The organism is Pseudomonas sp. (assembly GCF_035554175.1).
Classification (GTDB): Bacteria; Pseudomonadota; Gammaproteobacteria; order Pseudomonadales; family Pseudomonadaceae; genus Aquipseudomonas.
Genome location: NZ_DATMIV010000004.1, coordinates 34848 through 57879 on the forward strand (window position 1 = coordinate 34848; position 23032 = coordinate 57879).

The following is a 23032-nucleotide window of genomic DNA, read 5'->3' on the forward strand; positions in this document are numbered from 1 at the left end:
CGCCGATTGCGAAAAAGTGCAGTGCTCGAGGTGTTAGCCGACCTTCGGCGCTTTGCGATCTGTCAATTAGTCGGACTTTATATTTGCGAAACCCGGAAAATCCGCTATAAATCTTCTTTCTCGACTCAAATAGCATGACTAGTTACATGTGGGAGCTGCCGAAGGCTGCGATCTTTTGATCTTGCTTCTAAAAATCAAAATCAAGATCAAAAGATCGCAGCCTTCGGCAGCTCCTACGGTCTGTACCAAAACAACAACAAAAAGGAAGGTCAACCATGCTTCAATCCCGTCACCTGCTCTCCGGCCTCGGACTGTCCCTGATGATCGCTACCCTTTCCGCCAACGCGGCGGGCCTGACCGCTGAATACAAAGCCTTCGGCAAGACCAATGACGGCACGCCCGTCGAGCAGTACATCCTGCGCAACAGCCACGGCATGCAGGCCACCGTCATCACCTATGGCGCCACCCTGCAAGCGCTGAAAGTCGCTGACAAGCACGGCAAGTTCGACGACGTCGTCCTCGGTTTCGACGATGTGCAGGGCTATCAGAAAGGCACCGCCTACTTCGGCGCGACCATTGGCCGCTTCGGCAATCGCCTGGCCGAGGGTGCCTTCGAACTCGACGGCAAGCGCTATCAAGTGCCGCAGAACGACAAGACCAACGCTTTGCACGGCGGGCCCGATGGGTTCGACAAAAAAGTCTGGAAGGCCAGGGAAACCAAGGACAAGGATTCGGTCGGCGTGACACTGACCTATCTGTCGGCGGACGGTGAAATGGGTTTCCCGGGCAATCTGACCACCGAAGTCACCTATCGCCTGACCGACAACAACGAGCTGCGCATCGACTACAAGGCCAGCACTGACAAACCGACCGTGCTCAACCTGACCAACCACAGTTACTTCAACCTCGCCGGCGCTGGCAATGGCGACATTCTCAAGCAGGTCGCGACCATCCACTCCAGCCATTACACGCCGGTCACCGCGAAACTGATCCCCACCGGGGAACTGGCGCCAGTCGCCGGTACGCCGATGGATTTCACCAAACCGACGGCGATCGGCACGCACATCAAGGCTGACCACCCGCAGCTGAAATTCGCCGAAGCGAAACACGGCGGTTTCGATTTCAACTGGGCGCTGGACACCAAGGGCGATATCGGCAAAGTCGCCACTGAAGTCAGCGACCCGCAATCGGGGCGCACCCTGCAGCTGTACACCACCGAACCGGGCGTGCAGTTCTACACCAGCAACTTCCTCGATGGCACGGTCAAGGGCAAGGGCGGCAAGGTCTATCCGCACTGGGGCGCGTTTACCCTCGAGACCCAGCATTATCCGGACTCGCCGAATCAGCCGGCTTTCCCGAGCACGCGGCTTGATCCGGGGCAGACCTATGCCCACAGCGTGATCCTGAAATTCACCACCAGGTAAAAGCTGGAAGATCAAAAGATCGCAGCGTTCCGCTGCTCCTACAGAAAAACACATCCCCCTGTAGGAGCTGCGGAACGCTGCGATCTTTTCTGCTTTTTGAACCCCGACGCTATTCTGCTGCCCACTAAAGATATCGACTCTTTAAGCCAGGAGGTTTGAATGCGTACTCTTGAGTTGGCCGGCGTGCAGGTTCCCGTGATTGGTCAGGGCACCTGGCGCATGGGTGAGGATCGCTCGGCGCATCAGCGTGAAGTGGCCGCGCTGCGCAGGGGCATCGAGCTGGGCATGACGTTGATCGACACGGCCGAAATGTATGCCGAGGGCGGCGCCGAAACGCTGGTCGGCGAAGCGATTGCCGGTCTGCGTGAGCAAGTATTTCTGGTCAGCAAGGTCTACCCGCACAACGCCAGCCGCCAAGGCATCCCGCAGGCCTGCGAGCGCAGCCTGCGCCGGCTCGGCACCGATTACATCGACCTGTATCTGTTGCACTGGCGTGGCCAGTATCCGCTGGAGGAAACCGTCGAAGCTTTCGAACGCCTGCGCGAGGACGGCAAGATCGGCCGTTGGGGCGTGTCGAATTTCGATGTCGACGACCTCGAAGAACTCTCAAGTTCGGCCTGCGCCACCAATCAGGTGTTGTATAACCTCGAAGAGCGCGGCATCGAATTCGATCTGCTGCCGTGGTGCAAACATCAGCGCCTGCCGCTGATGGCTTACTGTCCGATTGGCCAGGGCGGCGCGATGCTGGCCGAGCCGGTGCTGCAAGAGATTGCCACTCGTCACAACGCCACCCCGGCGCAGGTTTCGCTGGCGTGGATCCTGCGCCAGGATGGCGTGATTGCGATCCCAAAAGCTGTGCGCCCCGAGCATGTACAACTCAATGCGCAAGCGGCGCAGCTGCAACTGGAGGCCGGGGATCTCGCGGCGCTGGATCAGGTGTTTCCGGCGCCACAACGCAAGCAGCGGCTGGCCATGGTTTGAGCCGCCGACTGCGAGGGCTTGGCAATGAGAAGCACCGATCTGCACGACCCGTTCAACCTGCAACGTTTTATCCAGGCTCAGGACCCGGTGTTTGATCGGGTCGAGCGCGAACTCAAGGAAGGCCAAAAGCGCAGCCACTGGATGTGGTTTGTCTTTCCGCAGTTCGCCGGTCTGGGCGGCAGCGAAATGGCCCGGCGCTTTGCCATTGGTTCAGCCGAGGAAGCCCAGGCCTATCTGGCCGACGAACTGCTCGGCGCGCGGCTGCGCACTTGCACGCAGTGGGTGCTCGACATTCCGCAGCGCTCGATCGCGGAGATTTTCGGGCATCCGGATGACTTGAAATTTCATTCTTCGATGACTTTGTTCGCGCAGTTCAGCGGCGCTGACAGCCTGTTCAACCAGGCGCTCGAGCGCTATTTCCACGGCATTCTCGATGAGTGGACGCTGCAACTGCTCGACTTAAAACAGGCCCAGTTGCCCACCGATCAGGGTTGAGAAGTCGTCGTCGACAAACGGCAGAATCGCATCCGCTACCGGCTGCAGTTGCCGGGTGATGTAGTGGTCGTAATCAATGGCGGCGCGGCGCACTTCCAGCGGTTCCGGGCCGGCCAGGGTGATGACATAGCTGATCCAGCCGCCGTTCTGATACTGCCGGGGCCGCCCATTCTGGTCGTTGTAGTCGTCGGCCAACCGCGCCGCGCGCACGTGGGGCGGCACGTTGCGCTCATAATCATCGAGGGTGCGGCGCAGGCGCTTGCGGTAGACCAGTCGTTCGTCGAATTCCCCGGCCAGGGTCTTGCGCACATAGTCGCGCACGTAATCCTGATACGGCTTGCGCTGGAAGATCCGCTCGTAGAGTTCCTGCTGAAACTGCCGGGCCAGCAGCGACCAATCGGTGCGCACGGTTTCCAGGCCTTTGTAGACCATTTCCTCGCTGCCATCGGCGCGGCTGACGAGGCCGGCGTAGCGCTTCTTGCTGCCCTCCTCCGCGCCGCGAATGGTCGGCATGAGAAAGCGTTTGTAGTGAGTCTCGAACTGCAACTCCAGCGCGCTGTGCAACCCGTACTCCTCACGCACATGCTCACGCCACCAATCGTTGACGTGCCTGACCAGCGCATGGCCGATCTGCGCCGCTTCGTCCTGACCGTGCAGCCGGCGCAGCCAGACGAAGGTGGAATCGGTGTCGCCATAAATCACGGCGTGACCCTGCTCCTCGATCAACTGGCGAGTGCGCAGCATGATTTCGTGGCCGCGCAAGGTGATCGACGAGGCCAGGCGCGTATCGAAAAACCGACAACCGCTGGAACCGAGCACGCCGTAAAAGGCATTCATGATGATCTTCAGCGCTTGGGACAGCGGCGCGTTGTGCTCGCGCTTGGCGGTCTCACGCCCTTCGGCCACCCGTGCCACGATGGACGGCAGGCAATGCCGGGTACGTGAGAAACGTGCTCCACGGAAACCCGGCACCGAGTCGGCATCGTCCGGGTGTTGCAGGCCTTCGATCAAGCCCACCGGGTCGATCAGAAAAGTGCGAATGATCGACGGGTAAAGGCTTTTGTAATCGAGTACCAGAACCGATTCGTACAACCCCGGTCGCGAATCCATGACAAATCCGCCGGGGCTGGCCTGGGGTGGATTGGTGCCCAGATTCGGTGCAACGAAACCCTGGCGATGCATCAACGGCATGTACAAGTGGGTGAACGCAGCCACCGAGCCGCCGCTACGATCGGCGGGCAAACCGGTGACACTGGCGCGCTCAAGCAAAAACGTCAGCAGTTCGGTCTTGGCGAAGATTCGCGTGACCAGTTCGCAGTCCTTGAGGTTGTACTTGGCCAGCGCCGGTTTGTCCTCGGCGAACATGCGGTTGATTTCGTCCATGCGCTGGTACGGATTGTTGATCGCCTTGCCTTCGCCGAGCAGGGTCTGCGCCACATTTTCCAGGCTGAAGGATGGAAAGCTCCAGGTCGCCGAACGCAAGGACTCGATGCCATCGATGATCAGCCGCCCCGCTGCCGAGGCGAAATAGTGGTTGCGGCTGCCGTGCTCGCGCCACTGCATTTCTTCGCCGCCACGGCCAATCTTCAGCGGCACACCGAGGCGTCGCGCATGTTCGTGGAGGATGCGCAGGTCGAACTGCACGACGTTCCAGCCGATGATGGCATCGGGGTCGTGGCGGGCGAACCAGTCGTTGAGCTTCTTCAGGATCAGCGTGCGCGAGTCGCAGTATTCCAGGTCGAAGTCGACCACGCTGTCATTGCCGTTCGGCGCGCCGAGCATGTACACCTGACGTTCGCCGCAGCCTTCCAGCGCAATGGAATACAGCTCGCCTTTTTCGGTGGTTTCGATGTCGAGGGAGACCAGCCGCAGTGTCGGCCGGTAACCGGGGTCGGGTTTCAGCTGGGCGTTTATCAGCACGCCGTCGGCATCCGGCGTACCGCTGAACAGCACGGGCGCGGTGATGAAACGCTCCATCAGATAGCGTTCCGGCGGGCGTACATCCGCCTCGAAAACGTCGACGCCGGCGCGGTTCAGTGCGGTCTCCAGGCGCATCAACTGGCCATGCTGCTGGCAATACAGACCGAGCACCGGACGATGTTCGAAATCCTGCAGGGCCAGCGGGCGCAGTTCGACATTCTTTTCGTCCGCCAGCACCCGCTCGGCCGCCTCCCGCTGTACGGCGGGAATAAACGCCACCGATGGCTGATGCGCCAGACGCACACGGCGCGGCCCGGCGTCCGTCGCCAGCCAGAACTCGACTTCGGTGCCGCCCGGCGTATCGCGCCAGTGCCGGGTCAGGACGAAGCCCTGCTGTAAATCCACCACTGCGACCTCGGATATTGAAACTGACGGGCATTCTACGCGGCATTGCCCGGGTTGGCCCTGGCGAAAAATGCTGCGGATCTGCGAAAAAACCCCGCAGATGGCGTTTTTTGCACGCTATCTGCCGCTTTGCCACCTTGCCCTGCGCCGCTGCGTCTACGATGCTTGGTTAACAACGACAACACCTGAGTAACCGCCATGAAGACCGTCGCCCAACTGCTCAAGCTCAAAGATCAGAAAAATCAGGAAGTGCACCAGATCCAACCCGATCACATGGTGCTCGAAGCGCTGATGAAGATGGCCGAGAAAAACGTCGGCGCCTTGCTGGTTGTGGAAGACGACAAGGTGGTCGGCATCATCAGCGAGCGCGACTACGCACGCAAACTGGTGCTGCACGGGCGCTCCTCGGTGGGCACGCCGGTGCGCGACATCATGGTCAAGGACGTGATCACCGTAGACACCCGGCAAACCGTCGACACCTGCCTGGGGATCATGTCAGACAAACGCCTGCGCCACTTGCCGGTGGTCGAGGACGGCCAATTGATCGGCTTGCTGTCGATCGGTGACCTGGTCAAGGAAGCGATTGCCGAACAGGCCGAACTGATCAAACAGCTGGAGCAGTACATTCGCGGGGAGTGAGCTGCTCACCGTGATCCCCTTGTGGGAGCGAGCCTGCTCGCGAATGCGCTGGCTCAGTCGACACATCTTTTGGCTGACAGACCGCTTTCGCGAGCAGGCTCGCTCCCACCGGGGGTATTTCTCAGCCGTGAGACGGCCAATGCCGCTCGAACACCGGCGCCAGCACCGGGTGCCGGTCAATTCTTTGCAGCCACGCATAAAAGCCCGGGCGGGTCTGGCGCAGATGTTCGCGGCTGCCAGCCCAGCGGCTCACCACCGCCGCCAGCACATCCAGCGCTCCCGGCGTTTCGTCATCAAGATACAGCTCGCCGGAAAACTGGTCGGCAAATACTTCCCAACTGAAGTGCAGCCGCTGGCGTGTGCCGGCGATCAGGTTTTGCCGTGCGCTTTCGTCGGGGGCGATCAACCAGCGCTCGGGGTAATCGATGATGCCGATGGCCGCGTAGCAGTTGCTGACAATGTACGCCAGACCGCGAATCGCCTGATCGCGATCCGCCGCCTCGGTCGGCAGCAGACCGGACTTGGGAAACGTCAGACCCAGATGAATCAGGATCGCCGCACTTTCGGTCATGGCACTGCCGTCAGGCAGTTGCAAGGTCGGGATCTGTTTCAGCGGATTGAGTTTGCCCAGCGCCTCGGCGGCCTCGGTGCTGGCTTCGGTGTCAATGAAGCGATAGGCGATCTGGCACAACTCCAGTGCCGCCTCGATGGCGGCCGCGCCGGAATTCTTGTGCCCGTAGAGCTGGTACATGTCCGTTCCCCCCGATAAAGGCCTTTGCAACAGGGTAGATGCTGGCTGCCCTGATGTAGAAAATTCTGTTAATGAATCGTTCAAGCCAGATGCAAAACCCTGTGGGAGCGAGCCCGCTCGCGAATGCGGTGGGTCAGCCATGAATGTGTCTCTGGCACGCCGCCTTCGCGAGCAGGCTCGCTCCCACAGGTTTGATCGGCGGTGATTGAAATTTATTTTTCTAGCCCTGCATCCAATCGCCTCCGCCACGGGTAGTCCCTGTAACAGCCCGCTTTCGGCTGTCAGCGCCCCACCCTTTTCGGAGAATCATCGGATGAACATCACCCAGCTGATTGGCTTCACCGGTTTGCTCGCTTTCACCGCCAGCACCTTTGCCCAGAGCAGTTATCCCGACGCGATCAAGGTGCCGGACGGGCACAGGATTGCGCTGGAAACCATCGGGGTCGGTGAAATCACCTATGAATGCCGCGACAAGCCCAACGCTGCCGGGCAGAGCGAATGGACCTTTGTCGGCCCCAAAGCGGTGCTCAATGATCGCAGCGGCAAACAGGTCGGCAGCTATTTCGGCCCACCGGCCACCTGGCAGGCCAACGACGGTTCGAAAGTCACCGGCACGCAACTGGCCGTGGCGCCGTCGGGACCGGGCAACCTGCCCTATCAACTGGTCAAGGCCAACCCCGCCGAGGGCAAAGGCGCGATGAGTGGGGTCAGCTATATCCAGCGTGTCGCGCTCAAGGGCGGCGTCGCACCGGGCAGTGAATGCACAGCGGCAAACAGGGGCAAGCAGGAAGTGGTGAAGTATCAGGCGGATTATATTTTCTGGGCGGCGAACTGATCTGGGCATACTGAAAATTCAAATGTGGGAGCGAGCCTGCTCGCGAATGCAGTGGGTCAGGTATTGGTTTGGCGACTGACACTCCGCCTTCGCGAGCAGGCTCGCTCCCACAGCGATTGCTACAGTCTGGATGTTTGGAGAATGTGAGCTAGATTGCAGGACATGCCGATACCCGAATCCACGTTCGATTATGAAGCCCGACTCAAAGCCTGTGTCCGGGGCGAGCGCGCGGCCCTGCGTGATTTGTACGTGCAGGAAGGTCCGCGCCTGCTCGGCGTGGCCAAGCGGCTGGTGCGCGATACGGCGCTGGCCGAGGACATCGTGCATGAGGCATTCATCAAGATCTGGAACGGCGCGGCCGGGTTCGATCCGGCACGCGGTTCGGCGCGGGGCTGGATGTACAGCGTGACCCGGCATCTGGCGCTCAATCAGTTGCGCAATCAAGGTCGGCAAACGCCGCTCAGCGAAGAACACGAAACAGCGGCGCCTGACGAGGTGGCCGATCTTTACTCGGCGCGTGTCCACCGCTGCCTGGAACAACTGGAACCGCAGCGGCGCAGCTGCATCCTTCACGCCTACGTTGACGGTTACAGCCATGCGCAGATTTCCGCACGCCTCGACACGCCGCTGGGCACGGTCAAAGCGTGGATCAAGCGTAGCCTCAATGCTTTGCGGGAGTGCATGGGATGACCGGCGAATCAGCGCAGGAACGGGATGAACTGGCCGGCGAATACGTGCTCGGCACCTTGTCGTTCGAGCAGCGCATCGAGGTGCAACGCCGATTGCCGAACGATCCTGAACTTCGTGCGGCGGTGGATGCCTGGGAGCGGCGCCTGCTGGAGCTGACCGATCTGGCCGAGCCACAGCAACCGTCGGCACAACTATGGCCGCGTATCGAGCGCAGTCTCGAACGCCTGACGCTTGCACAACCGCCAGCCTCCTGGTGGAACCTGTTGCCGCTGTGGCGTGGTTTGAGTGCCGCCGGTCTGGCCGCGACGCTGATCCTGGGCACGATCCTGCTGACCCAGACCGCGCCGAAACCGAGTTATCTGGTGGTACTCGTCGCGCCGCAGGACAAGGCGCCGGGCTGGGTGATTCAGGCGAGCAATTCCCGTGAGATTCAATTGATTCCGCTGGGGGCGGTCGAAGTGCCAGCGGACAAGGCGCTGGAATTCTGGACCAAGGCCGATGGCTGGTCGGGGCCGGTTTCCCTGGGCCTGGTCAAACCGGGACAGGCCTTGTCGGTGCCACTGGACAAGTTGCCGCCGCTGCAGCCGAACCAGTTGTTCGAGCTGACGCTGGAAGGCGCCAACGGCTCGCCGATCGGCAAACCGACCGGGCCGATTCAGGCGATCGGTCGTGCGGTGAAGGTGCTCTAACGTTTCTCTGTAGGAGCTGCCGAAGGCTGCGATCTTTTGATCTTGATTTTAAGAACAATCAAAAGATCGCAGCCTTCGGCAGCTCCTACATTAACCATCATCCACGTCGATGTTCACCATCACGGCAATGAAGTTCTCATAAAAAAATCCCGGCGTAACATCAGCTCCATACCAACCAACAACACCCCGGAGCACACCATCATGAAACGCCAGACTCTTCTCAGCATCGCCTTCTCGGTTTTCGCAGTAAACGCTTTTGCCGCCACCCCGGCGCACACCATGATCGCCGAAGGCGGCTCGGACAAACTGATCGAAAGCCGTCTGGCTGAAGGCGGTTCGGATCGTCTGCTCGAACGCCGCGTTGCCGAAGGTGGTGCTGATCGCCTGCTCGAACGCCGCGTTGCCGAAGGTGGCGCTGATCGCCTGATCGAACGCCGCGTTGCCGAAGGTGGCGCTGATCGCCTGCTCGAACGTCGCGTTGCCGAAGGTGGCGCTGATCGCCTGATCGAACGCCGCGTTGCCGAAGGCGGTGCTGATCGTCTGCTCGAACGCCGCGTTGCCGAAGGTGGTTCGGATCGTTTGATCGAACGCCGCGTTGCCTGATGCATGACTGCAAGCGCAACACCGCAGAAAAACCCGGCTCCCGCAGCCGGGTTTTTTATGCCTGCCTGTTTTATCCGGCCTTGGCCATGCAGCGCTTGTAGCGCTCGTCCACGCGTTTGGCGAACCAGGCTGTGGTGAGTTTTCGGGTGATTTTCGGACTCTGCAGCACGATCCCGGGCAACAGCGCACGGGGTAACGCCTTGCCTTCGGCCCGCTCCGCCAGCTCGAACACACGCTGATAGAGCTTGGTCTCTTCGAATTCCAGGGTTTTGCCCTTTTCCAGCTGATCGCGAATAGTCGGGTTGCGCATGCCCAACGATTTGCCGAGGGTGCGTACCGCCAGCTCGGTGCTGCCGGGCATGATCGAGTCGTAGCGAATCAGATCGCCATCCAGGGTCAACGGGATCCCCGAGGCACGGCTGACTGCGTTCTGAAAAGCAGCATTGCGGCTGGCGTACCAGCCGGCATTGAAATCGGCGAAGCGATACAGCGGCTCGCGATAGGTCACCGGGTAACCGAGCAAATGGGCGATGCCGAAGTACATGCCACCGCGTCGGCTGAACACTTCGCGGCGGATCGTGCCGTCCACCGGGTATGGGTAATCCTCGGCGTGCTCTTCGGCGAACTCGATGCTGACCTGCATCGGCCCACCGGTATGCACCGGGTTGAAGCCGCCGAACAGCGTACGGCCCATCGGTACCATGCCGATGAAGTCATCGAAAATCGCGCTCAGCTCTTTTTCACTGCGCGCTGCATTGAGGCGTTCGCTGTAGGTCTTGCCATTCGGCGAGCGAACCTGCAAAGCACCGCTGACCAACAAGCTCGGGATGTGCACCTTGGCGGCGCGGCGGTCGATTTCGTCGCGGGCGATCTTGCCCAGACCGGGCACCGTCGGGTCGGCCTGGAAAGTGGATTCCTGTTCAGCCACGGCCAGCACCGAACACAGATTCTGCGTGGTGGTATTGATGCCCTGAGCAGCGAACGCGGCGTAGATGTCGGTGGCCCAGCCTTGGCGATCGGCAGTTTTCGCCGGCAGCAGACGAACGATTTCAGCCTTCACTTCGGCCGGCGGGCGCGGTGCCGGTTCGTTGCTGCGCTGGCTGGCGCAACCGGCGAGCAGTAGCAAGGTGCCGAGAGTAATGAGTAGTCGCATGTTGCTCCATCCAATCAATTTAGCCAGACCACCATACACAACCCGTGTAGGAGCTGCCGCAGGCTGCGATCTTTTGATCTTGCTTTTTGCAGATCAAGATCAAGACCAGGATCAAGGTCAAAAGATCGCAGCCTGCGGCGGCTCCTATGGATGACAAACTGATTGCAAAACGTTACTGCGAAACCCTATCATTTGCGCCTGGAGTCGCATTAGCGAAAGGAGTTTCGCGCTGCTCTTTAATTATTCATTGGCCGCTCGCCTCCAGGTATCCGACATGCCCGCTTCAGCTCGACTCGGCGCCCCGTTCCGCCCGACATTGCTTGCTCTGCTGTGCTCCCTGACCGTCACCGCCCACGCTGCTGAAGAAAACAGCAAAGAGCTGGTGCTCGACGACGTCAACATCAACGCCCAGGCCCCAGCTCCCAACGCCCTGCCCCCGGTCTACGCCGGTGGTCAGGTGGCGCGCGGCGGCCAGTTGGGCGTACTGGGCAATCAAGACATGATGGACGTGCCGTTCAGCGCGGCGTCCTACACCGAGCAACTGATTCAGGACCAGCAGGCGGAAAACGTCGCCGATGTGCTGCTCAACGACTCCTCGGTGCGCCAGGCCTCGGGGTTCTCCAACCAGGCGCAGGTCTTCATGATTCGCGGCCTGCCGCTGAACGGCGATGACATTTCCTATAACGGCCTCTACGGCGTGCTGCCCCGACAGATCATTTCCACCGATGCGCTGGAGCGTGTGGAAGTGTTCAAAGGCCCCAACGCCTTTATCAACGGAGTGACCCCGACTGGCTCCGGCATCGGCGGCGGCGTCAACCTGCAACCCAAGCGTGCCGGCGACGTGCCGCTGCGCCGCTTCACCACCGACATCAATAGCGAAGGCCGCATCGGTCAGCACTTCGACATTGGCCAGCGTTTCGGCGAAGACAACCGCTTCGGCGCACGAATCAACCTGTCGCAGCGCGAGGGCGACACCGGCATCGATCACGAGAACCAGCGCTCGAAACTGTTCGCCATCGGCCTGGATTATCGCGGCGATGCGCTGCGGCTATCCGGTGACTTCGCCTATCAGAAGGAGCGCGTCAACGGTGGCCGCAGCTCGGTCAACCTCGGCACCGCCACGCACCTGCCGGACGCGCCTTCGGCCGACACCAACTACGCGCCGAAGTGGGGCTACACCGACATCGAAGACACCTTCGGCATGCTGCGTGCCGAGTACGACCTCAACGACAACTGGACGGCCTACGCCGCCGGTGGCGCCAAGCATACCCGTGAGGTCGGGCGCTATAACTCGACCACCCTGGTCGGCAACAACGGTGCGTCGTTCACCACCGGCTCGTTCGTGCCCCATGACGAGGACAACACCAGCGTCATGGCCGGCCTCAACGGCAAATTCAACACCGGACCGGTCAGCCACAAACTCAATTTCGGCCTCACCGGGATCTGGGCCGAGCAGCGCAGCGCCTATGATTTCGACCTGACCCGCTACTCCAACAACATCTATCACCCGGTCACCACCCCGGCGCCGGTCGGCAACTTCGCCGGTGGCGATCTGAACGATCCGGGCATTGTCGGCAAGACCTTCAACCGCAGCGTCGCCCTCTCCGACACCCTCGGTTTCTTCGACGACCGCCTACTGGTCACCGCCGGCCTGCGTCGTCAGCAACTGGTGGTACAAGGCTACAACTACGCCAGTTGGGGCAGCGGCGACAGGAAGTCGAGCTACGACGAATCGATCACCACGCCGGTGTACGGCATCGTCTTCAAGCCGTGGGAGCATGTGTCGTTCTACGCCAATCACATCGAAGGCCTCGCGCAGGGGCCGACCTCGCCGGCCAGCTCCGGCGGTTTGCGCGTGACCAACGGCAACGAAGTCTACGCACCAAAACGCTCGAAGCAGACCGAACTCGGCGTGAAGGTCGACATGGGCACCTATGGCGCGAGCTTGGGCGTTTATCGCATCGAACAGCCAAGCGACGGTTATTGCGAAATCAACAGCGCCACCACGTGCACCTATGTGCGTGAAGGCGAGCAGATCAACAAAGGCGTGGAAATGAACGTGTTCGGTGAGCCGATCGAAGGCCTGCGCCTGATCAGCGGCCTGACGCTGATGGACACCGAACTGAAAAACACCCTCAACGGCGCCAACGACGGCAACCATGCCATCGGCGTGCCGACCTTCCAGTTCAACGCCGGCGTGGATTGGGACGTGCCTGGCCTGCAAGGCGTCGCACTGAATGCGCGGATGTTGCGCACGGGCGGGCAATACGCTGATGCAGCGAACAACCTCAGCCTGCCGACCTGGAACCGCTTCGACGCGGGCGCACGGTATGCGTTCAAGGTCTCGGAGAAGGACGTGACGCTGCGTTTCGGCGTTGAAAACGTGGCAAACAAGAAATACTGGGAATCGGCTCAGGGCGGGTATCTGAGCCAGGGTGAACCGCGGGTGGCGAAGTTGTCCGGGACTATCGACTTCTAAACGTCATCGCAGTGTAAAAAGGGCCTCGCAGCTTCACGTTGCGGGGCCTTTTCGGTTTTGTGGTGGTTGACCCGGCCCCTTCGCGAGCAGGCTCGCTCCTACACTGGAATGCGTTCCCTGTGGGAGCGAGCCTGCTCGCGAAGAGGCCGGAACTGGCGACCTGATCCATACTTGCTGCACCGCAACAGGAGGACAGCCCCATGAACCGCAGCGACGTCCTGATCATCGGTGCCGGCCCGACCGGTCTGGTCCTCGCCCTGTGGCTGAGCAAACTCGGCGTGCGCGTGCGCATCCTCGACAAGACCTCCGCGCCCGGCACCACTTCCCGCGCATTGGCCGTGCAGGCGCGAACCCTCGAGCTGTACCGCCAACTCGACCTCGCCGAGACCATCGTGCGTCGGGGCCACCAGGTGGCGGCGGCGAATTTCTGGGTCAACGGCAAACCGGTCGCGCAACTGCCGCTCAACCGTATCGGCGAAGGCCTGACACCCTACGCCTTCGTCGAAATCTTCCCCCAGGACGAGCATGAACGGCTGCTGATCGAACGCCTCGAAGACTACGGCGTCAGCGTCGAACGCAATACCGCGCTGGACAGTTTCCAGCAGACCGGCGACTCCATCACCGCCCATCTGCGCCTGCCCGATGGCCGGCCGGAAATCTGTCAGGCCTGTTATCTGGCCGGTTGCGACGGCGCCCGTTCAATGGTGCGCAAAACTCTCGACACCGACTTCCCCGGCGGCACCTATGAACAGATTTTCTACGTCGCCGACGTCACGGCCAGCGGCCCGGCGCTCAATGGCGAGCTGCATCTGGACCTCGACGAAGCGGATTTTCTGGCGGTGTTTCCGCTGGCCGGCGAAGGCCGCGCGCGGTTGATCGGCACGGTGCGTGACGAACGTGCCGAGCGCGCCGAAACCCTGGAATTTTCCGACGTCAGCAGCCGCGCCATCGAACATCTGAAGGTGCATATCGAAGACGTGCACTGGTTCTCCACCTACCGCGTGCATCATCGCGTGGCCGAGCACTTTCGCAGCGGTCGGGCATTTCTGCTCGGCGATGCCGCCCACGTCCACAGTCCCGCCGGCGGACAAGGCATGAACACCGGCATCGGCGATGCGATCAATCTGGCCTGGAAACTCGCAGCGGTGCTCAGCGGTGGCGCTGAACCCAAACTGCTCGACAGTTACGAAACCGAACGCATCGCCTTCGCCCGCCGGCTGGTGTCGACCACCGACAAAGTGTTCAGCATCGTCACCGCCGAGGGCCGTATGGCCGACCTGTTGCGCATGCGTGTAGCGCCGTTTCTGCTGCCGAAAATGGCCGCGTTCGAGGCCAGCCGCGAGTTCCTGTTTCGCACGGTCTCGCAAGTCACCCTCAACTATCGCGGCATGCCGCTGAGTCAGGGCGAAGCCGGCCACGTGCACGGCGGCGACCGCCTGCCGTGGGCGCATGATGCTGAGGGGGATAATTTCGAACCGCTGCGCCAGCCATGCTGGCAGGTGCATGTCTATGGCGACACCAGCGACGAAATGATTGCCTGGTGCGCGGAACATCATTTGCCGCTGCATATGTTCGACTGGCGCCCGGCGTTTGAAACGGCGGGGTTGGGGCGCAACGGGTTTTACCTGCTGCGGCCGGATACCTATGTGGCGATTGCCGATAGCAGCGCCGATCCGAAGGTGATCGAACGCTACTTCCTCGATCACGGCATCCGGCCTTTTCAGTGACCTTCACACTTCGTTGGCCAGCCATTCGTCGGAAAGACCTGAACACCTGTCAACTCTGACAGTAGACGTATTGCGCAGCGCCACCTCTAATCATTGCTCACCGTTTTCAAGGAGCAATCAAGATGGAACTGTCCACCGCAGACCAAGTGCAAGACATAGAGGTCACTGGAACATTAAACGCACTGTTCGAAGTCGCCGACCACCAACCTTTAAATGCTGCTTTGATCGAGTTGCGTTCAACCCAGCGGGTAAAATATGAGTTCCGAGGGAGAACGGAGGCCAACGACAGGTCTTTTATATTTCAAATTTTCAGCGATCTGGAAGATGGAACATATGAAATACCTTCGACCTACTACCAGACCGCCGCAGTGTACTTTGCAAATCATGCAGGTTGGACGTACGCATCGCCCAATCAATCAATCTTGTATCTAACGATTTCTGAAAATAAAACTCGTTTCAGTGGAGAAATCAAAGCTGATTTCGATCCAATAGAACACAAAATTGGTGCTCCAACGCTGCATGTCACTGCGTCGCTAGGTGTCAAACTCAGCAAAGCTCTTTTCTGATAAAAATCGAGTCATGGAGACGATCGCAACCTGACGCCTCTGCCTACAAGGAGCAACCATTCCATACAGGCAATGCTGCAAGTTGCGATTCCTTTCTCAGATCCCCGCCAACGCCAGATCCATCGCAAAGTAAGTGAAGATCAGATCCGCCCCGGCACGCTTGATTGCGCCAAGGCTTTCGCGCACCACGCGATCCTCATCGATCGCCCCAGCCTGGGCGCCGAACTTGATCATCGCGTATTCACCGCTGACCTGATACGCCGCCAATGGCAGGTTCGAGGCCTGGCGAATGTCGCGGATGATGTCGAGGTAAGCACCAGCCGGCTTGACCATCAGCGCGTCGGCACCCTCCTGCTCATCGAGCAGCGATTCGCGCAGGGCTTCGCGGCGGTTCATCGGGTTCATCTGATAGCTTTTGCGATCGCCCTTGAGCGCGCTGCCACCGGCCTCGCGGAACGGGCCGTACAGTGCCGAAGCGAATTTGGTCGAGTAGGCCATGATCGGAATCTGCGTGAAGCCGGCAGCGTCGAGCGCCTGGCGAATCGCGCGCACCTGGCCGTCCATCGCCGCCGACGGCGCGATCACGTCAGCCCCGGCACTGGCGGCGGCCACGGCTTGCTTGCCGAGGTTGATCAGAGTCTGGTCGTTGTCGACTTCGTGGTTGTGCATCACGCCGCAATGGCCGTGATCGGTGTATTCGCAGAAGCAGGTGTCGGACATCACGATCATTTCCGGCACGGCGTCCTTGGCAATGCGCGACATGCGCGAGACCAGACCGTCTTCGCGCCAGGTGTCGCTGCCGTTGGCATCGAGATGATGGGACACGCCAAAAGTCATCACCGACTTGATGCCGGCACGGGCATAGCGCTCGATTTCGCTGGCCAGTTTGCGCTCGGGAATGCGCTGCACACCGGGCATGCTGGTGATCGGCACGAAGTCGTCGATGTCTTCCTCGACAAAGATCGGCAGCACCAGATCGTTCAGGCTGAATTCGGTTTCCTGGAACAGGCTGCGCAGGCTCGCATTGCGGCGCAGACGGCGGGGACGTGCTTCGGGGAACTGACTGGACATGGGGCCTTTCCTGAAAACAGCGAATGAGACGAAAGTCGTAGGGGGCGAAGCTTATGCCTTGCGGCGGGTGCGGGACAAACCTGGATCGCTCAAGAGAGCGTTACCGCAGATGCAACAATCCGTGCAGGAGCTGCCGAAGGCTGCGATCTTTTGATTTTGATCTAAACAACAAGATCAGAAGATCGCAGCCTTCGGCAGCTCCTACAGGGGTCTTGCGTTCAGTCAGGAAGGAATGGTCAGGCCGCGGATGACTGCCGGGCGAGTGAGGAACCGCTCCAGCACCCGCGTGACATTCGGGAAATTCTGAATGCCCACCAGATCCCCCGCCTCATAGAACCCGAGCAAATTGCGCACCCACGGGAACGTGGCGATGTCGGCGATGGTGTAGCGCTCGCCCATGATCCAGTCGCGGCCCTCAAGGCGGGTATTGAGCACGTTCAACAGGCGTTTGCTTTCATCGACATAGCGATCGCGCGGACGCTTGTCCTCGTAGTCTTTGCCAGCGAACTTGTTGAAGAAACCGAGCTGGCCGAACATCGGGCCGACGCCGCCCATCTGCCACATCAGCCACTGAACGGTCTCATAGCGCAATGCGCCCTCCTGCGCGAGCAACTGGCCGCTTTTATCCGCCAGATAAATCAGGATCGCGCCGGATTCGAACAATGCCAGCGGTTTGTCGTCCGGGCCGTGCGGATCGAGAATCGCCGGGATCTTGTTGTTCGGGTTCAGCGAGAGAAACTCCGCCGAGGTCTGATCGTTGGTGTCGAAACCGACGCGGTGCGGCTCATACGGCAGGCCGATTTCTTCGAGCATGATCGACACTTTGACGCCGTTGGGGGTCGGCAAGGAGTAGAGCTGAATCCAGTCCGGGTACTGCGCCGGCCATTTCTGAGTAATCGGGAATGCAGACAGATCGGTCATTGGAAGCATCCAGTCACAAATTGAAAGCCGATCATAATGTAGGCCCGGGTTGGCGCCTACACGAACCGTAACATCCTGTCGCTAACCTGCATCCCAGCCCTTAAAGGTTGCCGTTACAGTGCTGCGCACTGGCCCGCATCGAACCAACGGGCGATCAAGGACTCTGAGCTATGCCTTTCTCGCAGAGGAAGCTGTTCACGACAGGGAAACACCCGGTGCTGGGAGCCCGCGGTGCCAAGGTTTGTCAGCCTTAACCGATATTGCTGAAGAAACTGCCAATCGATGACGAACCTTATGAGTTTCGCCAAACGTTTCAAACATCGCGCGTATGTGGCCCTGCCCTCCCTGCTGGCAGTCAGCGCGTTATTCCTGTCCCTCGAATCCAGTGAGAGCCGCGCGCAGCCGGCGGACGGCACGCAGACGCTGGTGTTTCTGCGCCACGCGGAAAAACCCGAAGGCGGCCTCGGCCAGCTCAACTGCCAGGGCCTGAATCGTGCCATCGACCTGTCGACGCTGCTGCCGGAGAAATTCGGCAAGGCCGATTACGTGTTCGCCGCCAACCCGACGCGCAACGTCGAAGAAGGCGAACTGGACAATTCCTACAGCTACATTCGCCCACTGATGACCATCAGCCCCGTTGCGATCAAGCTCGGCTTGCCGGTGAACATTGAGTTCTCCGCCAACGACACCAGCGATCTGGCCCGCGAGCTGCTGGACGAGAAGTACCACAACTCGACGATCTACACCGCCTGGTCCCATGGCTACCTGCCGGAGCTGATCAACAAGGTCGCCGGCAATGCGGTGGGCGAGCGGCAGAAGATTACCGATGACTGGGCGGGCGACGATTTCGATTCGTTGTATGTGCTGACCCTGAAATGGCACAACGGCAGGGCCAGTGTGCAGAGTCACAGTTACAAGCAGGGGCTGGATAACGGCAAGGACACTTGCCCGACCTGAGATTGGTATCGCCTGATCTTGCCTCTTCGCGAGCAGGCTCGCTCCCACAGTTGAAATGCATTTCCCTGTGGGAGCGAGCCTGCTCGCGAAGAGGCCGGTAGCACCCACCTCAGACTTTCTGACTCACCCGCCCGCGCAAATATTCGGTCACCGCCTGACGCTCCCCGGCAAACTCGATGCGCCCGCCCTTCTTCTCGCGCTGGAACACATACATCGGATCGTAATATTCGTGCAGCAAACCCTCGATCCAGCCGCGGTGCAGATCCACCGCGCCGCTGCGGCCCTGCTCCGCCAGCGCCTGTTCCATCAACCCCAGCATCCGCGAGTGGCGCTCACCTCCGAGGCGTTTCTGCACGTTATTGAGGCTTTCGAGCAGACGTTCGGAAAACAATGCAAAGCCGTTCTCACCGTGCACCGAGGCAAACTCCGCCGACAGATCGACCACGTAATCGCGCAGGATCCGCTCGACACGATCCTCGAAACGGTCTTCCAGCCAGACCATCGGGTACTGCTGCATGCCTTGATATAACGGCAACGGCAAGGCGCAACTGCCGACCACCCGGCTCTCGTCCTCGAGCACGAACCGCTCGATACCGGCATCACGTTTCTTGAGGACGTCGATGGCCAGGCGATTCTCGAAATCGATGTTCGACGGCTGCCCGGTGGCGCGTTTGCCGAAGCTGGAACCGCGATGGTTGGCGTGGCCTTCCAGATCCAGACCGTTGCGCAACTGCACCAGTACTTCGGTCTTGCCGGTGCCGGTCATGCCGCCCAGCAAAACGAAATCACACTGCGCAATGGCCTGTTCAAGCGTATCGATCAAAAAACTGCGCATCGCCTTGTAGCCGCCGCCGACCCGCGGATAGTCGATGCCGGCCTCGTCGCGCAGCCATTGCTGGGTGATCTGCGAGCGCAAGCCGCCGCGAAAGCAATACAAATAACCATCGGGATGAGCCCTGGCGAACTCGGCCCAGGCCTGGATACGCTCGGCCTTCACCGCGCCGGATACCAGTTGGTGGCCCAGTTCGATGGCGGCTTGTTGGCCGTGCTGCTTGTAGCAGGTGCCGATCTTCTGCCGTTCCAGGTCATTCATCAGCGGCAGATTGACCACGCCGGGGAACGCGCCCTTGTGAAACTCGACCGGCGCGCGGGCATCCATCATAGGCCGGTCGTTGAGGAAAATATCGCGGTAGTCGGAGCAGTCGCGGAGCATCAGATCACCTCGACTGCGTGGGTCTGTCGCTCGACCAGTTCGCCGATCGGCTCAAGGTTCAGGCCCAGTTCGGCAGCAACGCCGAGGAACTCTTCATTGCCTTCAGGGGTGACCGCAATCAGCAGACCGCCACTGGTTTGCGGATCGCACAGCACGCGTTTGTGCAGCTCCTGCACACGGCCAACCTTGCTCGAATAGCTGTCGAAATTGCGCAGCGTGCCGCCCGGCACGCAGCCCTGATCGAGGTAGTACTCGACGCTGTCCAGACGCGGCACGCGGCTATAAGCGATGCGCGCGGTCAGCTGGCTGCCATCGGCCATTTCCACCAGATGCCCGAGCAGGCCGAAACCGGTGACATCGGTCATTGCGGTGACACCGGCGAGCTTGCCGAACCGGCTGCCGGGCTTGTTCAGGGTGCACATCCAGTCGCGGGCCACGCCAACGTCGGCAGCGCGCAATTTGCCCTTTTTCTCGGCGGTGGTAAGGATGCCGATGCCCAGCGGTTTGGTCAGGTACAACAGGCAACCGGCGGTGGCCGTGTCGTTGCGCTTCATGTGGCGCTTGTCCACGAGCCCGGTGACCGCGAGGCCGAAGATCGGCTCCGGCGCATCGATCGAATGCCCGCCCGCCAACGGAATGCCCGCCGCGTCACACACCGAGCGACCGCCGCGAATCACTTCGCGCGCCACTTCCGGCGCCAGCACATTCACCGGCCAGCCGAGGATCGCAATCGCCATCAACGGATCGCCGCCCATCGCGTAGATGTCGCTGATCGCGTTGGTCGCGGCGATGCGGCCGAAGTCGAACGGGTCATCGACAATCGGCATGAAAAAATCGGTGGTCGACACCACACCGCGTTCGGCATCGATCTCGTACACCGCCGCGTCATCGCGCGACGCGTTGCCGACCCACAATTTTGGATCGAGATTCTGCGCGCCGCTGCCGGCGAGGATCACTTCCAGCACCTGCGGGGAAATCTTGCAGCCACACCCGGCGCCATGGCTGTATTGGGTCAGACGAATCGGCTCGCTCATGGGAGAGTCTCTGGCAATGAATGGGGCGGATTCTAGCAGAGCGACTGCCGCGGGATGTTTCATCCTGAGGTTCATGGTGGGAGCGAGCCTGCTCGCAAAGGGGCCGTGTCAGCCGATACATGTTGCAGCTGATAAACCGCCTTCGCGAGCAGGCTCGCTCCCACAGGTTATCCGGGTGGCTGGGGTCGTGCGTAGGTCAGGGAAGCAAAATGATCTTGTCGCCACCACCCTGATTGACCTCGACATACCGCGCCTGCCCTTCAGCCAGCGGGACTTCCACCAGCCCTTGTGGCAGCGGCAACCGATGCTCATCGAAAAAGCGGCCAAACTGCTCGAGCATCGCCGCGCAGGCTTCAACGCCGTACAACAACGAATTGATCCCGACCACCGAGCCGCCCTTGCGGTACAACGCCAGCGCCGGCAGTTGCACATGGCCGTCCACCGGCGCGGCGATGATGGCGATGCGGCCGAAAGTGGCCAGTGCCGCGACCGAGGCCGGCAGCCAGAAACCGGTGGTGTCGAAGATCACATCGGCGCCGCCGCGATACACGGCGTTGACCTGCCCACCGAGGTCGTCGGGCTTATCCAGTTGAATCGCCTGATAGCCCTGCGCCTGCAGATCGGCCACCTGCTCGGGCCGTCGTGCCGCCGCCAGCAACTGCGCACCGCGCACTTTTGCCAGCGCCAACGCAGCAGTCGCCACCGCCCCGCCGCCGATCACCAGTAACCGCGTGTCGGCGCTGACCAGGCTGCGTTCCAGCGCATCCCACGCAGTGGTGTATGGCACGCCGAGGCTGGCTGCCTGAGCAAAACTCAAATGTCCCGGTTTACGCGCCACGCCGCTGGCCGGCAGTTTGACGAATTGCGCATGGGCGCCGTCGGCGAAGAAGCCCAACTCACGACCGGTGCCCCAGACTTCCTGGCCGATCAACGCTTGGGGCCCTTCGACCACCACCCCGGCAAAGTCCCGCCCCGGTACCCGCGGCAACGTGGTGTAAGGAAAACGCCCGAGGACGTTTTTCACATCACTGGGGTTGAGGCCGGCAGCTTTGATCTGCACCAGCACTTCATCAGCGCCTGGCACCGGAGTCGGGACGTCAACGAAACGCAGGGAGGACAGGTCGCCGGTCTGATCGAATTGCAACGCTTTCATGGGCACATCCACCGAAAGGAAAAAAGGAAATTCAGGACAACCAGCCAGCGACCAGTTGCCGGCCCATCGGCCACAACTGCTCACCGGCGAGCATGCCGAGCAGACCGACCAGCGCAATTGCCGGTGGCGCAGGGGAACGGAAATCGAGCGCGCCGTAGAGCAGGCCGACGCCCAGGCCAATGGCCAGAGAAATGAGGTAATTCATGGAGGAACTCCGCCGCGTCAAGTGATGGGCAGAGTCTAGGGAAACGCCCGCGCGGGCATCGGCCAAGGACTTCTGGATTTCGGACAAACCAAGCCAATCACAACAGTTACCCTGTGGGAGCGAGCCTGCTCGCGAATGCGGTCTTTCAGTCAGCCCTTCATTGCCTGATCCAAAGCTTTCGCGAGCAGGCTCGCTCCCACAGCGTTGTTCTCAGGCGACGGAGAATTGCGAAGGCGCCACCCCCAGTTCACGGCGAAACATGTCGCTGAAGCTACTCGGCGAATAGCCCAGGTCGCGGGCGATGACGCTCACCGCCACGCCCTGGATCAACGCTGCAACCGCTGTCGCCAGTTGTACCTGCCGCCGCCACTCGGCGAAGCCCATGCCGAGGCTGTCCTTGAACAAGCGCGCCAGGGTGCGCACGCTGGCCCCGGCGTTTTCCGCATGGTGTTCGAACGGGATGTGCAACGACGGCGCGGCCATCACCGCCTGACAAAGGTTCATCAAGCGCCGGTCGGACCCATCCGGCATCGGAATCTTCAACGGCGAACGCCTTGCACGGCGCAGTTCCAACAACGCCAGCCCGACCAATGCTTCGTAATACTCAGGCTCGCCCTGCTCGCCCTGCGCCACCAGCCCGACGATCAACTCGCGCAGCAAACCGCCGACCTCGATCACCTGCACTGTGGCATCCAGCGTCGCCGCCAATGCCGGACGCAAGTAGATATTACGCATCTGCAAGTCCGACACCACACGAATGCCGTGCGGCACTCCCGGCGGCAACCACACCGCTCGCTGCGGCGGCGCCACCAGCGCCTCGTGCGGGGTTTCGACCCACATCACCCCGCTCATTGCATACAGCAACTGTCCCCAGACATGGTCGTGCGGCTCGATATACAAGCCACGCGGATACGTCCTTGCCAGCGGTTGCACGGGCACATCGGTATCACTCAGATCAGGGGGCGCGGCGAGGGCCATGGCAAGCATTCACAGGGGGTTGGCGAAGCCGCCATGGTAACCAGCACGCCCCGCCCTCGCCAACGATAGATACCGTCGGACAATCCAACTGAATTTTCTCGGCACAGCGCGATCCGTTTAATACCACAGGGAGGAATACGGGC

At 60.9% G+C, this 23032-nt stretch carries 22 protein-coding genes; 12 read left to right on the top strand and 10 right to left on the bottom strand.

Annotated elements, in window-relative coordinates; all coding sequences use genetic code 11:
* The first annotated feature begins 275 nt into the window (after window positions 1-275).
* The 3 genes from VNV36_RS01840 (at window position 276) to VNV36_RS01850 (ending at window position 2900) form a co-directional block, all read left to right on the top strand.
* Window positions 276-1424: an aldose epimerase family protein gene (locus tag VNV36_RS01840; protein WP_325715681.1), complete on the top strand. Its 1149-nt coding sequence runs from the start codon at window positions 276-278 to the stop codon at window positions 1422-1424.
* A gap of 159 nt (window positions 1425-1583) precedes the next feature.
* Window positions 1584-2405: an aldo/keto reductase gene (locus VNV36_RS01845; RefSeq protein WP_325715683.1), complete on the top strand. Its 822-nt coding sequence runs from the start codon at window positions 1584-1586 to the stop codon at window positions 2403-2405.
* Window positions 2406-2429: 24 nt separating this feature from the next.
* Window positions 2430-2900: a DUF1810 domain-containing protein gene (locus tag VNV36_RS01850; RefSeq protein ID WP_325715684.1), complete on the top strand. Its 471-nt coding sequence runs from the start codon at window positions 2430-2432 to the stop codon at window positions 2898-2900.
* On the opposite strand, the gene VNV36_RS01855 is transcribed toward VNV36_RS01850, so the two are convergent.
* The gene (locus tag VNV36_RS01855) at window positions 2865-5225 is read right to left on the bottom strand and encodes a DNA polymerase II (protein WP_325715685.1); all 2361 of its coding nucleotides are present in this window, start codon (window positions 5223-5225) and stop codon (window positions 2865-2867) included. The genes VNV36_RS01850 and VNV36_RS01855 overlap by 36 nt on opposite strands.
* Window positions 5226-5423: 198 nt before the next feature.
* Between VNV36_RS01855 and VNV36_RS01860 the strand changes: the two genes are divergently transcribed.
* Complete coding sequence (locus tag VNV36_RS01860) at window positions 5424-5864, top strand: CBS domain-containing protein (protein ID WP_325715687.1); 441 nt, start codon at window positions 5424-5426, stop codon at window positions 5862-5864.
* Between the two features lie 121 nt (window positions 5865-5985).
* Here the strand turns inward: VNV36_RS01860 and VNV36_RS01865 are convergent, their stop codons facing one another.
* Window positions 5986-6615 carry a glutathione S-transferase N-terminal domain-containing protein gene (locus tag VNV36_RS01865; RefSeq protein ID WP_325715690.1) on the bottom strand — a complete coding sequence of 210 codons (630 nt, stop codon included), beginning with the start codon at window positions 6613-6615 and terminating at the stop codon, window positions 5986-5988.
* 313 nt (window positions 6616-6928) lie between these two features.
* On the opposite strand from VNV36_RS01865, the gene VNV36_RS01870 reads away from it, so the two are divergent.
* The 4 genes from VNV36_RS01870 (at window position 6929) to VNV36_RS01885 (ending at window position 9432) form a co-directional block, all read left to right on the top strand.
* Window positions 6929-7450 (top strand): DUF3455 domain-containing protein, encoded by a 522-nt coding sequence (locus VNV36_RS01870; protein WP_325715692.1) that lies wholly within the window; start codon window positions 6929-6931, stop codon window positions 7448-7450.
* Window positions 7451-7612: 162 nt separating this feature from the next.
* Window positions 7613-8140, top strand: coding sequence for a sigma-70 family RNA polymerase sigma factor (locus VNV36_RS01875; RefSeq protein ID WP_325715694.1), 528 nt, complete (start codon window positions 7613-7615; stop codon window positions 8138-8140).
* Window positions 8137-8829 (top strand): anti-sigma factor, encoded by a 693-nt coding sequence (locus VNV36_RS01880; protein ID WP_325715696.1) that lies wholly within the window; start codon window positions 8137-8139, stop codon window positions 8827-8829. The genes VNV36_RS01875 and VNV36_RS01880 overlap by 4 nt, the downstream gene beginning before the upstream one ends.
* Window positions 8830-9030: 201 nt before the next feature.
* Window positions 9031-9432: a hypothetical protein gene (locus VNV36_RS01885; RefSeq protein WP_325715698.1), complete on the top strand. Its 402-nt coding sequence runs from the start codon at window positions 9031-9033 to the stop codon at window positions 9430-9432.
* A 70-nt stretch (window positions 9433-9502) separates the two neighbouring features.
* On the opposite strand, the gene VNV36_RS01890 is transcribed toward VNV36_RS01885, so the two are convergent.
* Window positions 9503-10585, bottom strand: a complete 1083-nt coding sequence (locus VNV36_RS01890; protein WP_325715700.1) for a DUF1615 domain-containing protein — start codon at window positions 10583-10585, stop codon at window positions 9503-9505.
* A 274-nt stretch (window positions 10586-10859) separates the two neighbouring features.
* Here VNV36_RS01890 and VNV36_RS01895 point away from each other — a divergent pair, with 274 nt between their 5' ends.
* The 3 genes from VNV36_RS01895 to VNV36_RS01905 all read left to right on the top strand — a co-directional run bounded on the left by VNV36_RS01895 (window position 10860) and on the right by VNV36_RS01905 (window position 15357).
* Window positions 10860-13064 (top strand): TonB-dependent receptor, encoded by a 2205-nt coding sequence (locus VNV36_RS01895; RefSeq protein WP_325715702.1) that lies wholly within the window; start codon window positions 10860-10862, stop codon window positions 13062-13064.
* 200 nt (window positions 13065-13264) lie between these two features.
* Window positions 13265-14791: an FAD-dependent oxidoreductase gene (locus tag VNV36_RS01900; RefSeq protein ID WP_325715704.1), complete on the top strand. Its 1527-nt coding sequence runs from the start codon at window positions 13265-13267 to the stop codon at window positions 14789-14791.
* A 122-nt stretch (window positions 14792-14913) separates the two neighbouring features.
* The gene (locus tag VNV36_RS01905; protein ID WP_325715706.1) at window positions 14914-15357 is read left to right on the top strand and encodes a hypothetical protein; all 444 of its coding nucleotides are present in this window, start codon (window positions 14914-14916) and stop codon (window positions 15355-15357) included.
* A 96-nt stretch (window positions 15358-15453) separates the two neighbouring features.
* Here the strand turns inward: VNV36_RS01905 and hemB are convergent, their stop codons facing one another.
* Window positions 15454-16428: a porphobilinogen synthase gene (gene hemB, locus VNV36_RS01910; RefSeq protein WP_325715708.1), complete on the bottom strand. Its 975-nt coding sequence runs from the start codon at window positions 16426-16428 to the stop codon at window positions 15454-15456.
* Window positions 16429-16650: 222 nt separating this feature from the next.
* The gene (locus tag VNV36_RS01915; protein ID WP_325715710.1) at window positions 16651-17349 is read right to left on the bottom strand and encodes a glutathione binding-like protein; all 699 of its coding nucleotides are present in this window, start codon (window positions 17347-17349) and stop codon (window positions 16651-16653) included.
* 282 nt (window positions 17350-17631) lie between these two features.
* On the opposite strand from VNV36_RS01915, the gene VNV36_RS01920 reads away from it, so the two are divergent.
* On the top strand, window positions 17632-18306 hold the full coding sequence (locus VNV36_RS01920; RefSeq protein ID WP_325715712.1) for a histidine phosphatase family protein: 675 nt from the start codon (window positions 17632-17634) through the stop codon (window positions 18304-18306).
* A gap of 109 nt (window positions 18307-18415) precedes the next feature.
* On the opposite strand, the gene mnmH is transcribed toward VNV36_RS01920, so the two are convergent.
* The 5 genes from mnmH to VNV36_RS01945 all read right to left on the bottom strand — a co-directional run bounded on the left by mnmH (window position 18416) and on the right by VNV36_RS01945 (window position 22898).
* Entirely contained in the window at window positions 18416-19519 is a 1104-nt protein-coding gene (gene mnmH, locus VNV36_RS01925) for a tRNA 2-selenouridine(34) synthase MnmH (protein WP_325715714.1), read from the bottom strand.
* Window positions 19519-20553, bottom strand: coding sequence for a selenide, water dikinase SelD (gene selD, locus VNV36_RS01930; protein ID WP_325715716.1), 1035 nt, complete (start codon window positions 20551-20553; stop codon window positions 19519-19521). The genes mnmH and selD overlap by 1 nt, the downstream gene beginning before the upstream one ends.
* A gap of 196 nt (window positions 20554-20749) precedes the next feature.
* Window positions 20750-21706: a quinone oxidoreductase family protein gene (locus VNV36_RS01935; RefSeq protein WP_325715718.1), complete on the bottom strand. Its 957-nt coding sequence runs from the start codon at window positions 21704-21706 to the stop codon at window positions 20750-20752.
* Between the two features lie 31 nt (window positions 21707-21737).
* Window positions 21738-21911 carry a DUF1427 family protein gene (locus VNV36_RS01940; protein ID WP_007969534.1) on the bottom strand — a complete coding sequence of 58 codons (174 nt, stop codon included), beginning with the start codon at window positions 21909-21911 and terminating at the stop codon, window positions 21738-21740.
* 210 nt (window positions 21912-22121) lie between these two features.
* A complete protein-coding gene (locus VNV36_RS01945) occupies window positions 22122-22898 on the bottom strand; it encodes an AraC family transcriptional regulator (protein WP_325715721.1) in 777 nt (258 codons plus the stop codon).
* Window positions 22899-23032 lie beyond the last annotated feature (134 nt).

Coding starts and splice junctions, on each gene's coding strand:
- VNV36_RS01940 (WP_007969534.1), bottom strand. CDS start 21,911: ATGAATTACCTCATTTCTCTGGCCATTGGCCTGGGCGTCGGCCTGCTC.
- VNV36_RS01905 (WP_325715706.1), top strand. CDS start 14,914: ATGGAACTGTCCACCGCAGACCAAGTGCAAGACATAGAGGTCACTGGA.
- selD (WP_325715716.1), bottom strand. CDS start 20,553: ATGAGCGAGCCGATTCGTCTGACCCAATACAGCCATGGCGCCGGGTGT.
- VNV36_RS01945 (WP_325715721.1), bottom strand. CDS start 22,898: ATGCTTGCCATGGCCCTCGCCGCGCCCCCTGATCTGAGTGATACCGAT.
- VNV36_RS01860 (WP_325715687.1), top strand. CDS start 5,424: ATGAAGACCGTCGCCCAACTGCTCAAGCTCAAAGATCAGAAAAATCAG.
- VNV36_RS01840 (WP_325715681.1), top strand. CDS start 276: ATGCTTCAATCCCGTCACCTGCTCTCCGGCCTCGGACTGTCCCTGATG.
- VNV36_RS01915 (WP_325715710.1), bottom strand. CDS start 17,349: ATGACCGATCTGTCTGCATTCCCGATTACTCAGAAATGGCCGGCGCAG.
- VNV36_RS01880 (WP_325715696.1), top strand. CDS start 8,137: ATGACCGGCGAATCAGCGCAGGAACGGGATGAACTGGCCGGCGAATAC.
- hemB (WP_325715708.1), bottom strand. CDS start 16,428: ATGTCCAGTCAGTTCCCCGAAGCACGTCCCCGCCGTCTGCGCCGCAAT.
- VNV36_RS01895 (WP_325715702.1), top strand. CDS start 10,860: ATGCCCGCTTCAGCTCGACTCGGCGCCCCGTTCCGCCCGACATTGCTT.
- VNV36_RS01900 (WP_325715704.1), top strand. CDS start 13,265: ATGAACCGCAGCGACGTCCTGATCATCGGTGCCGGCCCGACCGGTCTG.
- mnmH (WP_325715714.1), bottom strand. CDS start 19,519: ATGCTCCGCGACTGCTCCGACTACCGCGATATTTTCCTCAACGACCGG.
- VNV36_RS01920 (WP_325715712.1), top strand. CDS start 17,632: ATGACGAACCTTATGAGTTTCGCCAAACGTTTCAAACATCGCGCGTAT.
- VNV36_RS01935 (WP_325715718.1), bottom strand. CDS start 21,706: ATGAAAGCGTTGCAATTCGATCAGACCGGCGACCTGTCCTCCCTGCGT.
- VNV36_RS01850 (WP_325715684.1), top strand. CDS start 2,430: ATGAGAAGCACCGATCTGCACGACCCGTTCAACCTGCAACGTTTTATC.
- VNV36_RS01865 (WP_325715690.1), bottom strand. CDS start 6,615: ATGTACCAGCTCTACGGGCACAAGAATTCCGGCGCGGCCGCCATCGAG.
- VNV36_RS01870 (WP_325715692.1), top strand. CDS start 6,929: ATGAACATCACCCAGCTGATTGGCTTCACCGGTTTGCTCGCTTTCACC.
- VNV36_RS01845 (WP_325715683.1), top strand. CDS start 1,584: ATGCGTACTCTTGAGTTGGCCGGCGTGCAGGTTCCCGTGATTGGTCAG.
- VNV36_RS01885 (WP_325715698.1), top strand. CDS start 9,031: ATGAAACGCCAGACTCTTCTCAGCATCGCCTTCTCGGTTTTCGCAGTA.
- VNV36_RS01875 (WP_325715694.1), top strand. CDS start 7,613: ATGCCGATACCCGAATCCACGTTCGATTATGAAGCCCGACTCAAAGCC.
- VNV36_RS01890 (WP_325715700.1), bottom strand. CDS start 10,585: ATGCGACTACTCATTACTCTCGGCACCTTGCTACTGCTCGCCGGTTGC.